The sequence below is a fragment of the Paenibacillus sp. FJAT-26967 genome (assembly GCF_001541095.1).
In the GTDB taxonomy this organism is placed as follows: domain Bacteria; phylum Bacillota; class Bacilli; order Paenibacillales; family NBRC-103111; genus Paenibacillus_F.
This window is the reverse complement of the sequence record NZ_LMXH01000014.1, coordinates 1-16,378: the sequence shown is the minus strand read 5'-3', so window position 1 is coordinate 16,378 and position 16,378 is coordinate 1. Positions and strand designations below refer to the sequence as shown.

Annotated in this window: 13 protein-coding genes and 1 tRNA gene; 7 read left to right on the top strand and 7 right to left on the bottom strand. The window is 49.7% G+C overall.

Annotation, left to right across the window (positions count from 1 at the left end; translation table 11 throughout):
* The first annotated feature begins 11 nt into the window (after positions 1 to 11).
* Entirely contained in the window at positions 12 to 2,114 is a 2,103-nt protein-coding gene (locus AR333_RS23685) for a bifunctional diguanylate cyclase/phosphodiesterase (RefSeq protein ID WP_253735960.1), read from the top strand.
* 221 nt (positions 2,115 to 2,335) lie between these two features.
* On the opposite strand, the gene AR333_RS23680 is transcribed toward AR333_RS23685, so the two are convergent.
* The 7 genes from AR333_RS23680 to tadA all read right to left on the bottom strand — a co-directional run bounded on the left by AR333_RS23680 (position 2,336) and on the right by tadA (position 9,366).
* A complete protein-coding gene (locus tag AR333_RS23680; RefSeq protein ID WP_068777817.1) occupies positions 2,336 to 3,583 on the bottom strand; it encodes a phenylacetate--CoA ligase family protein in 1,248 nt (415 codons plus the stop codon).
* Between the two features lie 21 nt (positions 3,584 to 3,604).
* Positions 3,605 to 4,936, bottom strand: a complete 1,332-nt coding sequence (locus AR333_RS23675; RefSeq protein WP_084784008.1) for a 3-dehydroquinate synthase II family protein — start codon at positions 4,934 to 4,936, stop codon at positions 3,605 to 3,607.
* Between the two features lie 16 nt (positions 4,937 to 4,952).
* On the bottom strand, positions 4,953 to 6,323 hold the full coding sequence (locus AR333_RS23670) for a phenylacetate--CoA ligase family protein (protein WP_156430997.1): 1,371 nt from the start codon (positions 6,321 to 6,323) through the stop codon (positions 4,953 to 4,955).
* Between the two features lie 21 nt (positions 6,324 to 6,344).
* Positions 6,345 to 7,106, bottom strand: coding sequence for an amidohydrolase family protein (locus AR333_RS23665; protein WP_068777816.1), 762 nt, complete (start codon positions 7,104 to 7,106; stop codon positions 6,345 to 6,347).
* Positions 7,103 to 7,984, bottom strand: a complete 882-nt coding sequence (locus AR333_RS23660; protein ID WP_068777815.1) for a class I fructose-bisphosphate aldolase — start codon at positions 7,982 to 7,984, stop codon at positions 7,103 to 7,105. Before AR333_RS23660 ends, AR333_RS23665 begins: the two co-directional genes overlap by 4 nt.
* Positions 7,985 to 8,694: 710 nt before the next feature.
* Positions 8,695 to 8,769 (bottom strand) — tRNA-Arg (locus AR333_RS23655).
* 75 nt (positions 8,770 to 8,844) lie between these two features.
* On the bottom strand, positions 8,845 to 9,366 hold the full coding sequence (gene tadA, locus AR333_RS23650) for a tRNA adenosine(34) deaminase TadA (RefSeq protein ID WP_068777814.1): 522 nt from the start codon (positions 9,364 to 9,366) through the stop codon (positions 8,845 to 8,847).
* Positions 9,367 to 10,022: 656 nt separating this feature from the next.
* On the opposite strand from tadA, the gene AR333_RS23645 reads away from it, so the two are divergent.
* From AR333_RS23645 to AR333_RS23620, 6 genes are all read left to right on the top strand, one after another.
* Entirely contained in the window at positions 10,023 to 10,409 is a 387-nt protein-coding gene (locus tag AR333_RS23645; protein WP_172798928.1) for a hypothetical protein, read from the top strand.
* A 69-nt stretch (positions 10,410 to 10,478) separates the two neighbouring features.
* Positions 10,479 to 11,579, top strand: a complete 1,101-nt coding sequence (gene ychF / locus AR333_RS23640) for a redox-regulated ATPase YchF (protein WP_068777812.1) — start codon at positions 10,479 to 10,481, stop codon at positions 11,577 to 11,579.
* A 198-nt stretch (positions 11,580 to 11,777) separates the two neighbouring features.
* Positions 11,778 to 12,848 (top strand): peptide chain release factor 1, encoded by a 1,071-nt coding sequence (gene prfA / locus AR333_RS23635; protein ID WP_068777811.1) that lies wholly within the window; start codon positions 11,778 to 11,780, stop codon positions 12,846 to 12,848.
* Positions 12,849 to 12,854: 6 nt separating this feature from the next.
* The gene (prmC, locus tag AR333_RS23630) at positions 12,855 to 13,751 is read left to right on the top strand and encodes a peptide chain release factor N(5)-glutamine methyltransferase (RefSeq protein ID WP_068777810.1); all 897 of its coding nucleotides are present in this window, start codon (positions 12,855 to 12,857) and stop codon (positions 13,749 to 13,751) included.
* Between the two features lie 361 nt (positions 13,752 to 14,112).
* A complete protein-coding gene (gene spoIIR, locus AR333_RS23625) occupies positions 14,113 to 14,817 on the top strand; it encodes a stage II sporulation protein R (RefSeq protein WP_068777809.1) in 705 nt (234 codons plus the stop codon).
* Positions 14,818 to 14,847: 30 nt separating this feature from the next.
* Positions 14,848 to 15,909, top strand: a complete 1,062-nt coding sequence (locus tag AR333_RS23620) for an L-threonylcarbamoyladenylate synthase (protein ID WP_172798927.1) — start codon at positions 14,848 to 14,850, stop codon at positions 15,907 to 15,909.
* Positions 15,910 to 16,378: the final 469 nt, after the last annotated feature.

Sequence of the window (16,378 nt, the reverse complement as noted above, 5' to 3'; positions counted from 1 at the left end):
AAGCTTATTTATTGACTTTATTAGTTCTTACAATCGTGAATAATCTGTTTAAAAATTCCGGCACCAGCACACACAACTGGGATGTCCTCTTGTTTTTAGGCAGCATCATCGCCGCAGTTTTTATTAAAAAGTCTGTCCCGCTGCAATATGTATTCGGGTTGTTTGCTTATGGTATTCTATTTACGCTTCTTCCCGATATCGAGTACTTTAAGCTCCCTTCTGTCATGTATACGATTCTCCTGCTGTACGCCTTTTTGCTGCCGGGTCTATGGGCGCCCATAATAGTAGGCGCGGGTTTTATCCTCTATCTTCTTCTTAATTATTACCCTGCGGTGCAATTTGACTACATGCGTGTTAACCTCGTTGGTGTTATGTTCAATACGGTAGTGTACGCTTCCCTTAGCTATTTCTTCCGAAGAATGATGATTGAGCGCGATCTTCTCAAGGAAAGTGAAGCACGTTACCGGAGCTTGATCGAAATATGTCCAGAACCGATTGTCGTTCAGCAGAACGGGAAACTGGTTTATGCGAATCCTGCTGCGGTCAAAGCTTTAGGGGCTTATTCGCTGACTACCCTGACGGGACGATCGGCTTTGCGTTTTCTGCATCCGGAATGTCGTAGAAGTGCGCTTACACACGTGGAACAGGTGCTGGAAAAGGGAATCTCCGCCACGATGGAGCAGCGTTATATGCGGATGGATGGACAAGTACGCAGCTGTGAGCTGGTTCTGGTAGCTACAAATTATGGAGGCAAAAAAGCCTGCATGAGCATCGGCAAAGATATAACGGAGCGGAAGAAAGCAGAAGAAAAAATAAATTACATGGCCTATCATGATACTTTAACAGGCCTTCCCAACCGGAGTTACCTGAATAATTGTCTGGATACTGCATTGGAGCAGGCCGAACAGGCTAACATTCAGCTAGCTGTCCTTTTTCTTGATTTAGACCGGTTTAAGAACATTAACGATACAGTCGGACATATTTATGGAGATATGCTGCTTCGTCAGGTTGCGGAGAGATTGAAAGAATCTGTAGGCCCTAATGATATTGTATCGAGACACAGCGGAGATGAGTTTGTGATCTTGTTGGAGAATAGATCAGAAAGCATGGTCAGAGAACAAGCTCAAGCCCTTCTCGATCAGTTTACACAGCCTTTTCAACTGCATGGGCATGAGGTTTATACGACTACCAGTATCGGAATCAGTATGTATCCGCATGATGGGCTGGGACGGGATGCGCTAATCAAGCATGCAGACATGGCTATGTATCTCTCCAAAGAGAACGGCAAGAATAATTATCAGTTCTACAGCGTTCATAATAATCGTCTGGCACGCAAAATCAAACTGGAGAACGGCCTCCGCCGTGCCTTTGAACATCAGCTTTTCACCCTGCACTATCAACCGCAAATTAATCTTGAGAACGGCCAAATTGTAGGAATGGAAGCGCTGCTACGCTGGCAGGATCCGGAGCTTGGGAATGTAACGCCTGGAGAGTTCATTCCGGTAGCTGAAGAGACTGGACTAATCGTCCCTATAGGCAAGTGGGTACTCCAAACGGCCTGCGAACAATATCGCAGATGGCGTGAGGACGGATTGCCCCGGATCAGAATGGCTGTCAATATCTCGGTCAGGCAGTTTCAGGATAAGCAGTTCGTCGATTTGATTGCCAGGGTGCTGCAGGAGACAGGAATGGAGCCCGGAGATCTGGAACTGGAGATCACGGAAAGCATCATGCAGAATATGAAGGAATCGCTTGCGATACTGACTGAACTGAAGAGGCTCGGCGTGAAGCTATCGATCGATGATTTTGGAACGGGCTATTCTTCTCTCTCTCTGCTGGATAAGCTCCCTATTGATCACATTAAGATAGACCGGACTTTTATCGCTGAGATTGGAATGAATGCGAACACAGAGGCTCTGGTCAGAACGATTATTGACATGGGACGTAATCTCAGATTCGAATTGATCGGAGAAGGCATTGAACGTGAAGACCAATTGGAATTTCTCAAGCACAACAACTGTACCATGGGGCAGGGCTATCATATCAGCCGGCCGCTTCCCATGGATGATGCAGCTGACCTCCTAAGGCTTGCGCGCCCCTTTGTCAGGGCTTAGGCCTAAACAGGCCGGCCGGATTCATTAAGATAGGGATAGAGTTGGCAGGAAGCCGGCTCTTTTTTGGGGGAATGCTGGTAATCTGGATGGTTACAAGAGGTTATGAAGAAGCAAAAGCTCCGGCCCTCACTTTCATGTGAGCTGGAGCTTTTGCTTTTAGCAAGAATAACATTATGTTGAATCTGTGGTCGGGAAATTTTACGGGGGGCCCCCGATGATAATTATTTTTGCTGCGCGTATCCGAGCAGGACCGGAGAAGGCTGTTCGATATATTGCGGCTTCACACTAACTTGCTGCTCCAGGAGTGTCTGCCTATCGAGCAGAACCCCGCTTTCCACGGTCCTTACAGCTGCAGGGAGGCCCAAGTGTTCGGTGAGCAGCGACGCCGCATGAACGGGGGCTGTTTCCCCGGCAGGCCACTCGCAAGTCACCAGAAGCGTGTCACCACCAGGTGTTGTCTTCCAGGCAATGGGAGGCATCGGTAAGGAATAGACTGCTTCGTGGATGTCGTGCGGTTCTAGCAGACGGTCGCCCACGATGATTCTGTCACTGGAGCGGCCGAAATGATTCAGTCTAGGCCCGCTTCTGCCGCATGGGCAGGTAAGAGATTCGAGGGAGATGATGTCACCGTTCAAATACCGCAATAATGGAGAGCCTTCATGAGTGAGTGTTGTGATGACGGCCCTGCCTTTACTGCCCGGTTGAACCGGCCCTGACAAGTCCTCTCGCAGAACCTCCACATGGAAGTCACGGTCAGCCACATGAAGAATACCATGCTCGCACATGGCGGCAATATTTGCGGTTTCCGTAGAGCCGTAGAGATTGTACGTCGGTACGCCCCACAGCTCCTCAATATGCCGGCGGCGAGGCTCTGCCAGCAGTTCTCCTGCGACGCCCAGCGCTCTCAGGTGAGGAAAGTCAGAGCGGCTGCGGCTGTCTAGGCCAAGAAGACGGGCTGTCTCAGCAAGCAGCTCCATTTCACGGGCTAGCCCCGTGATCACCGTGACATTCAGCTTGCGAAGCAGTTCGATGATACGCGGATAAGGCGTCATCGTGCTGCGGCTGCTGGCGGGCAGGATGCATGCCCCGGCCTGCCAAGCGGCCTGCTGCACAAGATGAGCGGGCAGTGACAGCGCATAAGGGAACCGGTTCAGCAGCCTGTCCTCGTTCGTCAGACGCAGCCCCGAATCCAGAATCTGCCGTCCTCCGGCTTCCAGATCAGCCCGTGTGAACCAGGCGGATGCTGGTGGACCGGTCGTGCCGAACGTCTCGAAATACTCAGCCGCATCTTGGGGCGCAACTGCAAGCAAATTCCACGGACCTGCCTCACGGAGATGGTCCTTCGTCGTAAGCGGAAGCTCCCCGATGCGGTCTAGATCGCGAATCTTTTTTTGTTCCGATGAGAGATGCTGCTGATAAAAAGGCGACTGTGCCAAGCGGTCCATAAAGGCTGCGAATTTAACGGACATCGGTAGTCCCCCTTTCAAGCTCTATTGTTCGATAATAAGTTCATCCACTTTGACGCCGACATGACGTCCCGGGTCCATGGTATAGCCGAGTACTTGATCACCTGGCTTGAGGGTAGTGATATTAATAGGCTGACCGTTTGTCCCGAAGACACGGACATGCCAGTCTTCCTGCATGATGACGTTCAGTTTCGTACCGTCATCGGCCTGAGCCTCGATATAGAGAAGCGGTCTGCGCTCAATTTTGACGCGTCCGACAGACACCCTGCGTGCTTTGCCGGACGTACTGACTACGAGGACTTCCATTCCGGAGCGCAGATCGGACAAGTACCAGGTCCGGTTATCAGGAGCGAGCACATAGGTGTGCAGGCTGCCCGCGTTAACGCGGAAGGGTCTTGTTGGCATATACGGAAGCGGGTGGGTCTCACTGCAGGCAAGGATGCCGCCACAGGAGAACGAGCCGAGAAGAATTCCCTCATCCAGGCCCAGGTAGCTTGTCAGATCAATGCAGGCACGGTCGCCCATACCGACATGTTCCGTGCGGGTGATCGTGAGCTTCTGGAGTGTCTGGCCGCTCTTATCACCGGTCGAAGTGAGTACTTCACCGACTGCATATACCTGACCCAGGTCGCTGGAAGCAATAAGAACCCCGTCCGCACCGCATTCGAGGACGCCGAAAACAACCTTGGCCTCCACATCGTCACGGACTTTCATAACGACCTCAGTCCCGTGATTCTGGGCATCTGCAAGTACAATTTCCAACGGTATTTTAGTATCATCCCGGAATTCAACGATCAAGAGCGGTACCTCATGGGTCATGGCTACCGCAAGCTCAAGTGAAGCAGGGTCCGTTACGTTCACGGTCGTACCGACCTTGCACGTAATTGTCCCGCGGTTGCGTTTGAACCAGTTACTTGTGATGACGGAAGGCTCTAGGATCACAATATCATAAGCTGCATTTAACGCAGTCAATTGATCCGTGGAGGGAACTCCCTCCACATAACTGATTTTCGCAAGATTGGGCGGGATCTGTTCGAGTTGCTGCTCAGTGGCCACGACACCTGTGAATTTCTGGTGAGGAAGAGCCTGTACAATCGGGCTCCACTGCTCCGGTGCGGTTAATTCACTAATATCGAACCAAGCATATTTGGTCCGCACTGGTGCGATGGGCTTAGTCCGGGCATTATTTAAACTGGATGAGCCCCCGGTTCCTGCTGCTTTATTCTTGTCACCAGTTGTTGCGGATTTCATTGTGGTGCTGTGGTTTTCTTTGTTTGTAAGGTTTGAAGATGAAGCCTCTGTCTCTGCTTCAACGGCTTTGTTATCCGCCGGAGCATTTTTTAGCACTTTACTCATTCGTTTAGTCTCCTCTCTAATATATACAATGAACTCGCCGTGCTTTGCCGGCATCGCGTTCCACTCGGTCGACGATCCGGACGGAACATTTTTGACCCACAATTGATCCTAGATGAGCCTCGATTTCTGCAATCAACTGTTGCGGGTTTAGATCGGGGGAAGCCATTTCGGCCTCGACAAGAAGATCGCCATTCTCAATGATCAGGCGGTACCAGTTGCCGACACCGGCAAGCTGGAGGAGATGCTGCTCCAGAAACAGGGGAGAGAACGGGCCACTGTTCAGCATAACCTGATCGCCTAATCGACCGCGCAGATGAAGTCGGCGAAGCTTGCAGCCGCATTGGCAGGCATTCTCTTCGATATAGCCGAGATCACCTGTTTTGTAACGGATCACAGGCATCCCGTCGCGCAGAAGAGAAGTCAGAACGATTTCCCCCGTAGCACCGGGCTCCAGAAGGACTCCGGTTGCCGGGTGAACGATTTCGGCGTACACATGTCCTTCAGTTAAGTGAAAACCCTCGTGCTGAAGACATTCAATGCCGATTAATCCTACTTCTAAAGAACCATATAAAGTTGTAGCGGGGCAATTCCACAGCTGTTCGATTCTTTCTCGGAGTGCAGGGGATGCTCCCTCTCCGGTCAGGAATACATGGCGGAGCTTAAAATCCCGATGCAGATCTATTCCAAGTTCGTGTGCCTTCTCGGCAAGAGTAACCGCATAGGAAGGTGCGATGACGAGCGTCTTTATATTCCAGGCAAGCATGCACTCCAGAGCCTTAGCGGGCTGTGAATAAGCACCGCCTTTGCCAAGAGGAAGCACCGTACATTCCTGCATGACCTGAAAGACACGATGAAAGGAAAGGCCAGAAGAACTCATTTCATACGGGAGTGCATTACCGACTACCGTACCTTTTGTATCCTGCATAAGGGAAGGATAGTTAGGGGCGACATCCAGCCGGTACAAATCGTTCAGGGTATGGCCGATATAGATTGGTTTACCTCCGGTTGTGCCGGTTGAAGTATGAATATGAGCGAGATTAGGATTACACACGATGGCTTGGGGATTGCCGCGGAGATCTTCTTTTGTCAGAAAAGAAAGACGCGCAAAAAATTCCGGATCGGATGCCTCCTCCGGCGTAAGTCCCGCTTCTTTCAGCCTCTGTTCATAGAAAGGATTGGTCTCGGACGCATGCTGCAGCAGACTCCAAAGAACACGCCGATGGTAGGCCTCTACTTCAGAGCGGCTTAGATTTTCAATCGAAAGACCCCGCCCGTTCAGATCCTGGAACCAACGGATATGAGGCTCGAAGCGGTCTTCATTCGTTTCGTTTGCTTTACCTGGGGTGATGTTTTTCACCGGGGTTCCCCTTTTTAAAGCGATGGCCATGGATCATTAACCTCCCCTTTTTTATAGTCCCAGTAAACGAGATATCGTGCGGTATAGAACGGTTTCCTTATCTTCATCCGAAATACGGAGGCGTTCAATTTTAACCTTTTCTACATAGGGGTCAGAGAGTGGAAACTCGGAACCATAGAAGATTTTGTCGGGTCCGGCCTGCTGGATCGCTGTCATAATAGCAAGTGGATTTGCGGTAGAAGTCTCCAGATAAATATTGTCCCGTGATGCTGCAAGCTCAATCGTATCGATATCCAGAGGGCCGACTCCCATGTGTCCGATCACAAAATTTGTTTTGGGAAAGCTCTTCGCGAGTTCACCCAGTGCAGCCGTACTGACGTTCGGATTAAAAAGAACATGAGTATAGTAAGGAATATTAAAGTCGGCGCAGAGAGCTGCGAGCTCCTGAGATACTTTTCCTGTAAAAGCAAACTGGTGGACGAGAGGGGACATTTTGAGTCCCTTGAATCCATTGTTGTGTGCTTCATCTAAAGCCGCCAAAGCCGCTTCAGATCCATCACCCGGATTAATGCAGCAGAAACCGTAGAAACGGTCGGGATGCTCACGCATAATCTCGAGCACCACATCGTTAGGCGGAATCGTCGTGATCGGCCGCTCTTGTCCGGTAATAAAGCGTGTCATACGGCGGACATCGAGCATCCCTCCCGGTACCAGGACAGCCCGTGATACGCCTGCCGCCTCCATATCGGCCAGCAGCAGCTCAGGACTGCTGTGTGCTTCACGTGAAATATGGGCGTGACCATCAATAATCATGCGTATTCCTCCCATGTCTCCCTATCGAGATGACTAATCTTGGTCCGGGAAGGATTCCCGGCTATAACGAGCTCCTGTTCGTACAAGGTATATGTATTGTAGGCCTCTTCGGGACTGCATCTTTTATGAACGAGGTCGCTAAGAGCTTGGCACATATGTGAAGGGTGCGGATCTTCGAAAAGATTACGGCCTACGCAGAGTCCGCGGCCCCCGGCATCCAGCATTTCTTGCACACCTCGGAAAAAAGCCAGTTTATCGGTGGTGGAGTTTCCACCCGCCAGCAGCACCGGAATATCGAACGCGGATACAACCTCAGCGGCTGCCTCCGGGCTGGCTGGATTTTGAATCTTCACAAGATCCGCACCTAGCTCACCGGCTAATCGGACAGCATGGGCAATCTTACGTGAAGTCGCCGACAGGGAGGAAGTGTCCTCATGGACATTCATCATAGCCAGTACGGGCATTCCCCACGCATAGGCTTCATCGCATACCATACCCAGGTCGCGGATCATCTCATGTTCCTGCGGAACGCCTACATTCACATGTACGGAAATCCCTGCAGCGCCTATTTGCAGCCCGTGTCGTACGGTAGACACAATTTGTTTACGGGATGGATCGGGACCTAACGTTGTGGATGCAGATAGATGTAGAATAAATTCAGTGCCCCAGATCGGCTCGTCCCCTTCCAGCGCCCGATGAATCGCACCTTTATGAGCAATGAGGGCTTGAAGCCGGAATCGGTTGGCTATACGTACCAATTCAGGCATAGAAGACAATCCGCGAAGAGGTCCATAGGTAGTCCCGTGATCTACCGGAAGCATTAAAGAACGTCCGGATTTAGGGTGAAAAAGCTTTGAAAGCCGCAGCAACTTGCTCATATGGTTCTCCTCTCCGATCAAGAATAGATGAAAGTGAAAACGCGTGTTCAGGAGAATAGATCTCTTACTCTCTTAAACGGTGTGCTAGAAAACAATAAGGTGATTAGATCATGCGGTATTTATCCCGGCAAATTTCGATAGATGGAGTAAATTCTTCTAGAAAAAAGGAACAATCGGACTATTGTCTTAGAACGAAGGACTCAGATGTCGGTTCTGACGGGGGGATAGAGAAGTCGCCATAATCCACATTGGATAAAATGTAATAGAATACAAAATCAACCAGTAGTAGGTTTCATCTATGATTTTACTTTTTTAGACAAAAAAAGTAAATTGAATTTTTTAAAAAAGAACAAAAACAAAAAAAATCCTCATAATCAGGACCCTCGTACCTGTTCAATTTTCTTGAGATAAGAATGAGAATACGTTTGTGGATACCACGCCTTGCAGGGAGTTGGCACCGGGTGCTTTCCAGCGAAGGATTATTAATAGGGAGGTAAACTCTAATAAGAGGAAGTAGTTAAACAGAACTAGTAAAATATATCCATAATGTTCTAGGAGTTTTCAAAGAATTTTAAAATGGATCTACAACATTCGAAGGATAAATAAAAAAGCAAACCTCCGCTAATAACCGGAAGGTTTGCTGTAGGGAATCCATGTCCTGTTTCGACGAGTCGACAGTGAGCATACAAGGTAACGTTAAAATAAATGAACGCGCCACGGCGGGATTCGAACCCGCGACGCACAGTTTAGGAAACTGTCGCTCTATCCTGCTGAGCTACGGGCGCATGGGCAAATTCGATATTTAGTATAACACAGGTTTGTTTATTGAACAAAGCACTTGATTGAACTATTTACCCGGTTTAGCGTTGTGTGTCCAGTTTACTTTTGGCGTCTTTAGCCTGCTGGCGGAGACCCCGGAAAAAGTTGGTCAGCTGCGCGGCGCATTCCTGCTGAAGGACCCCACTTACTATATCGACGCGATGATTAAAGCGCTCTTCCTGTAATAGATTCATTAAGGTTCCGGCACATCCTGCCTTGGGGTCCGTTGTTCCGTAAATCACTTGTGGGATACGGGCCTGTACAATCGCTCCGGCGCACATCGGGCACGGCTCCAGCGTTACATAAAGCCGGCATTCCAGCAGCCGCCAAGCCCCGATCCGTTCGCTTGCTTCGCGGATCGCGATCACTTCGGCGTGAGCAGTCGGATCTAGGGAAGTTTCACGCAGGTTATGGCCCCGTCCGATAATTTCATTATCCCGTACAATAACTGCTCCAATAGGCACTTCACGTAACATCTCCGCTTTACTAGCTTCCTTTATGGCTTCTTGCATCCAATGCTCATGTTCGGATAGAAGTTGGTTATCTTGTCGTTCGTTTAGCATGCGTACACTCCTCTGTGATATTTGGGAAATAGGGTGTAACAGATGAGTTATTCCCCGAACGTTTATTCCTTTGTTAACATGTTGTGGATACAAATGTGGATAACTTATTTTGGGCTCTTATTTAGGTGCTATTAGTCTAACCAAAACCGCTATCGAGAGCAACAAGTCCCGGAATTGTCCTCCCCTCCGGCAAAGCCTGAGCATCTCTTAAACAAGAATGATTATTAAATTTTAAATAGAACAAATTATTTGAAAATTCAATTAATTATTTACAGACAGGACAAGGGGACTCGCGGTTTTTTATAAAATAACATCCATTCATTAATTGTTGATGAAAAAAGTTATTCAGGCATATCTTCTGATAAAAAACAGTTACGCACAGGTGGATAAAGTAAAAAACTTAAAGGTTGTTAACAACTTGTGGATAGTAGTGTTAATAACTGATTTTATTGTGGATAACTAAGCTGGTATGAAGAAGTTTTAAAGGCATAATTCCGATAAAATACTTGAGCGCACTCAGAAACATTTGGTACCTTTCAGCCGTCTTATAAAAGGTAAATCCTTGAAGAGGTGATGCATCTATGCCAATTAAAACAATAGGGTCCTCTGAACCCGTTAATCGCAAATATTTGCTTTCAGTATCGGGAACATGTTTTTTGAGTATGGTGTTAGGGATGCTTTATTTGCCTTCCATAAAAGGACAGGGAGCCTTCTCTTATGAATTTCTGGCTCATGAACTCGGCTCCGAACGGGAGAGTGTCAGTCTATGGGCTATGGTTTCCATAGCATTGGGCCTTATTATGGCCTGTGGGATTGTATACCTGCTGCTTTCGGGATACCTCAAGCACGCCGTAATCGTGGTAATGACCTTGACAGTATCCGCTCTTGTGATTATACAAATGCCCCCCGTCTTTTTATGGGGAATGGTGCTGCCTTTTAACGGTTCAGCATTTCTGCCTATTGCGCTTCACGGGTGCGTCCTTCTGGGAGGAATATGGTCGGTAGGTGTATTCAGTGCACTCTATAGAATCTCTAAATTGTAACGACTTGACGTATGGTTTATAATATAAGATGGTGCATTTTTAATCTAAGAATCAAGGAGTGTCACATACATGGCTTTGAAAGCAGGAATCGTCGGGTTGCCGAACGTTGGAAAATCGACACTATTTAATGCAATTACACAAGCGGGTGCGGAATCCGCCAATTATCCTTTCTGTACGATTGATCCAAACGTCGGTGTAGTTGAAGTGCCTGACGAAAGAATGCAGAAGCTGGTCGAACTTGTGAGCCCGAACCGGGTCGTACCGACTGCTTTTGAGTTTGTCGATATTGCAGGTTTGGTTAAAGGTGCAAGCAAGGGGGAAGGACTGGGAAATAAATTTCTGGCCAATATCCGCGAAGTAGACGCCATTGTTCATGTGGTTCGTTGTTTTGTAGACGAGAATATTACGCACGTATCGGGAACAGTCGATCCTATCTCGGATATCGAGACCATCAATCTGGAGTTGATTCTGGCGGACTTGGACTCGGTTGAGAAACGGATTGATCGTTCGCGTAAAAATATGAAGGGCGGTAACAAGCAGTACGCCGCTGAAGTAGAATGTTTTGAGAAAATTAAAGAAGCGCTGTACAACGATCAGCCGGCACGCAGTGTCGAACTGACCGACGAAGAGCGTGTACTCGTGCGCGACCTGCACTTGCTTACTATGAAGCCTGTTCTTTATGCAGCTAATGTGAGCGAGTCGGAAGTGGCGGATGGCGATAACAACCCTTATGTGCAGAAGGTACGCGAATTCGCGGCTAAGGAAGGCGCAGAGGTTGTCGCGATTTCAGCAAAGGTTGAATCCGAGATCGCAGAGCTTGAAGGCGAAGACAAAGAGATGTTCCTTGAAGAACTGGGCTTGCAGGAATCGGGACTGGATCGCCTAATTAAGGCCGCCTATAAACTGCTCGGCTTATATACGTACTTTACAGCGGGTGTTCAGGAAGTAAGAGCCTGGACGATTCGGAAAGGTACCAAGGCTCCACAGGCAGCGGGCGTTATTCATACGGATTTTGAACGCGGATTTATCCGTGCGGAAGTTGTTTCATATGATGATCTGGTCAGTTGCGGATCTATGGGAGCAGCCCGTGAGAAAGGCGTTCTTCGATTGGAAGGTAAGGAGTATGTCGTGAAAGACGGCGACGTTATGCATTTCCGTTTTAACGTATAGCAACGCATAGCGGGTTTAGGTTTTTGTAATAGAGGATGAGAACGAAATTGCAGCAGGCAGATAGTTCGGGCGTTTGAATGGGGAAGAGCAGGACACTTTCCATGGCCCGGCATCTCCTGTTGTTCTTCTATGGTTAATGGAGATCAGGCAAGCTTTATATAGAACGAAATCATGAAATTTGAGTAAGGAGTGATCCCAATGCTGGATCGATTACAGGCTCTGGCGGATCGCTATGAGAAATTGAGCGAACTGCTCTGTGACCCGGACGTAACGAGCGATACCAAGAAACTGCGCGAATATTCCAAAGAACAATCGGATCTTCAGAATGCTTACGACGCTTATGTGGAGTACAAGGACGTTCTGGAGCAGTTTGATTCCGCTAAGGCTATGCAAGCCGAGAAACTGGATGACGAGATGCGTGATTTAGTCAAAATGGAGATTGAGGAACTAAGCGGCCGCAGAGACGAGCTTGAAGAACGTCTTACGGTTTTGATGCTTCCTAAAGACCCTAACGATGATAAGAACGTTATTGTTGAGATTCGCGGTGCCGCTGGCGGTGATGAAGCGGCTCTATTTGCCGGTGATCTATACCGGATGTACAGCAAGTTTGCTGATGCTCAGGGTTGGAAGACGGAAGTTTTGGAAGCTAACGTGAATGACTTGGGCGGATTCAAAGAAATTATTTTCATGATCAACGGTAAGGGCGCATACAGCAAAATGAAATTCGAAAGCGGAGCGCACCGTGTGCAGCGGATTCCGGTTACGGAATCAGGCGGCCGTATTCATACATCTACTTCAACCGTGGGTGTTATGCCGGAGATGGAAGAAATCGATATCGAAATCAAAGATAACGATATTCGTGTAGATACGTTCTGTTCCAGTGGTGCTGGCGGGCAGTCCGTTAATACGACCAAGTCGGCAGTCCGGGTACTGCATGTACCAACAGGCATTATGGCGACTTGCCAGGACGGTAAATCACAGAATGATAACAAAGCCAAAGCTCTGCAAGTTCTGCGCGCCCGTATTTATGATGTGAAGCGCCAGGAAGAAGAAGCGAAGTATGCCGGTGAGCGCAAAAGCAAAGTGGGTACGGGAGACCGCAGTGAGCGGATCCGGACTTACAACTTCCCGCAAAGCCGTGTAACCGATCACCGTATCGGGTTGACGCTTCATAAGCTTGATATGGTGCTAAATGGGGATCTTGGTGAAATCGTCAATGCACTGACCATGACGGCCCAAGCCGAGCTTCTTGAAAAAGGGGAGCAGTAAGAACCGATGAAAAGGCTGGAAATCAAAGCCGTCATGACTATCCGAGAAGCCTATTCCCAGGCTTCTTCTTTTTTGAAAGAGCAGCAAATTCAGGATGCCGCCATTTGCGCGGAGATTCTGCTCCAGCACGTGCTGGGCTGGAGCCGGACGCAGTTCTTCCTGGCTATGGAAGAACCATTCCCTGCCGCGCATCTGAAGCAGTGGCGCGAGATGGTGGAGCGTAAGGCCGCAGGTGAGCCGGTGCAGTATATCACCGGTGAGCAGGATTTCTTCGGCCTTACGCTGCAGGTATCAGACGCGGTTCTGATCCCGCGTCCGGAAACTGAGCTCCTCGTGGAGGAGATCCTCCGCGAGGGCTCGCGTTTGTACCCGCAAGGCGCTCCGCTTCTTGCGGATATCGGCACCGGGAGCGGAGCTATCCCGGTGAGCCTGCTGCACGCGCGTCCGGATTGGCGCGCGGCAGCCTGCGACCTTTCGGCGGAGGCGCTGAAGGTCGCACAGGGCAACGCCCGGCGCTGCGGCGTTGAAGAGCGGATCGCCTTCTATGGCGGCGATCTGCTCCAGCCCTGTATCGATCGGGGTCTGGCGATCGATATTCTAGTGTCTAACCCGCCGTACATTCCGGCGGGGGATGCACCCGGGCTGCAGCCCGAGGTAAGCGACTATGAGCCGCACCTTGCTTTGTTCGGCGGCGATGACGGGCTTGATCTGTACCGTCGCCTCTGCGGTCAAATTCCAATGCTTGCAAAGCAGCCGAAACTTGTGGGCCTCGAGGTCGGCATTTATCAGGCTGGAGCGGTGGCTGATATGCTGCGCGCTGCAGGAGACTGGAGCGAGATCCGCTTTGTAAAGGATCTAGCAGGTATTGACCGGCATGTGTTAGCTATCGGGGCTGTGGATTAAGTGAGGAAGAGAGTGTGAGTGAGAGAATCGCGGGAGGTAACGGGCTTGAGTGAAGAGCGTGGATCAGCGAACGATTCTGATTTTTTTAAGAGAACAGGAATCGGTTATAGGGTTACTGGAGAGCCAAGCGCATCTAATCTTCATAGTTATTGTTCTACTTCCGCCCGTAAGATAAGTCTGTAAATCCGACCCGTGTAGAAACTTCTTTTGACTATCCAAAATATTACAATGTTCCACGTGAAAAAAGATAGATTGCTAGTTTAATAGTGACTTGCTTTGACCATACTAACTGTTACAGAGGAAAACCATGACTATCTACTTCGGATAAGTCAAGGCTTTCCGGTAACGGGAGGGAATTAAAATGGTCATTCGTAAATCATACAAGCACTTATATTATACGCTGTTCGCTATTATTATCATGATGATGAGTTGGGAAGGCGCACGCACGAATGCGGCTCTAGCCGAGCCCGCTATACCCGACCAGGCAATCCGGCTGCGTATTCTCGCTAATTCGGACAGACCGGAAGACCAGGCCGTTAAGAGTCAGGTAAGGGATGCTATCCTGGCGCAGATGAACCAGTGGGTTACGGGACCCCAGACACTGGATGAAGCCCGTACAATCATTCAGGAGAACTTGCCTTTGCTTGAAAAAGTTGTGGCTGAGACGCTTCAGCTTCGCGGACTGGGCAATGTTCCTTATACCGTAGAGTTAGGAAAAGTGCCGTTCCCGACTAAAATGTATGGTAACCGCGTGTACCCGGCCGGAGATTACGAGGCACTGCGCGTACGGTTAGGAGAAGGCAAGGGCCAGAACTGGTGGTGTGTGCTGTTTCCTCCACTTTGTTTTGTAGATGGTGTTTCTGGCGAAGCTGTTGCGCAGGCAGCTCCTGCCGATGGACAACAGGATATTGGGGCAAGGAAAAAAGCGTCCGAAGGCGGGAACGCAGGGGAAGAAGTCTCATTAACGGCTGCTGATGCTGCAGCTAATGGGAATACCGAGGTTAAGTTTTTCTTGTGGGAAATATTGAAGAGCGTCTTCGGATTCTTTATGAATCTGTTTGGATAAAACTTGAACATCAATAAGGGTGATGCAACTTTGACCGAATATTGGGTCGTTAAACATAAATCAGATGCTGAGTCCGCTGACAGAGCAATCTCCGAAGCGGCCCGTCTTCTCAAGCTTGGGGAAACGGTTGCTTTTCCTACCGAGACTGTGTATGGCCTTGGTGCGGATGCTACTAATTCGGATGCGGTAAAAGGTATTTATTCAGCCAAAGGCCGCCCATCCGATAATCCTCTTATCGTACATATCGCTGACCGTGATCAGATGGATGCTTTTGCCGGGGTGCCGGCTGAGCCGCTGCAGCAGCTCATGAATGCGTTCTGGCCCGGACCGCTGACTATAATCGTCCCGGTTCGTGCCGGGGCTTTGTCACCGCTGGTTACGGCGGGTCTTAATACGGTCGGGGTACGGATACCCGACCACCCGGTTGCGCTTGCGGTGCTGAGAGCTGCAGGCTGTCCTGTAGCCGCTCCCAGTGCGAATAGTTCGGGCAGGCCGAGTCCGACAACGGCTGAGCACGTAGCCGAAGACCTCGGGGGGCGTATCGGGGGTATTGTAGATGGAGGGGCGACAGGAGTCGGCGTGGAATCGACTGTTGTCGAGTGGGCAAACGGAGCGCTCTACGTGCTGCGCCCCGGAGGTGTTACCGCCGAGCAGCTTCGCCACGCGCTGCCTGATGTGTCTGTGCGCGAGCCCGCGCGCACAGAGGAGCCTGCCGGGACGCCTAGAGCTCCCGGCATGAAGTACACGCACTATGCCCCCAGGGGCAGCATGCGTGTAGTGCTCGGCGACGATCCGCAAGCGGTCGCCGGGTGGATGCGGCGTGAACTGGACGCCGCCAAAGCCCGAGGTGAGCGTACAGGTGTGCTCACCTTCGATGAACGGCGCGGTCTGCACCGCGCCGATGTGGTCGTGGCTGCGGGTAGTCTTGCGCAGCCGGATACTATCGCGCGCGGGCTGTATAGCGCGCTCCGGCAGTTCGATCAGCAGCATGCGACGTTTATACTTGCTGAGGGGTGTCCGGAGGCGGGTATCGGACGTGCAATCATGAATCGGCTGCTTAAAGCTGCCGGACATGAGGTCGTTCGATTATAGGAGACGTATTTCTTGATGATATTTCATTCTTACACCCTCCAATAAATTCGTCTGGCAGAATGAATGCAAAGTGAGTAGCGAGGCTGTATGGACTTTTAGTACGAGAGAAGTTGGAAATATGGTCTCTATAATAACGGAAACGCCGGTACTACAATATAGAATGAGAAAAGGCTAAGATGGCTGAGGGAGTGAAATAAAGCTAATTTGAGCTGCATTTTGCACCCTTTGGCAACCGTATGTATTATCGGGAAATGGAGTGAAAATAACTTTTTTGCAGTTGGAATATTTTTCTTGTTGTCAAATGTGATTATCCTTGGTATGATGTAATTCCGGCCGAGAGAAACGCCGGTACAAACGAGTAACACGCAAGAGATTGTCCTTTGAAAACTGAACAACGAGTGATTGAAACGTCTTGAGCAATCAGGACGCTAAACAGAGAAGAAATTCTCGTCAGCATTAACTTTTTGAG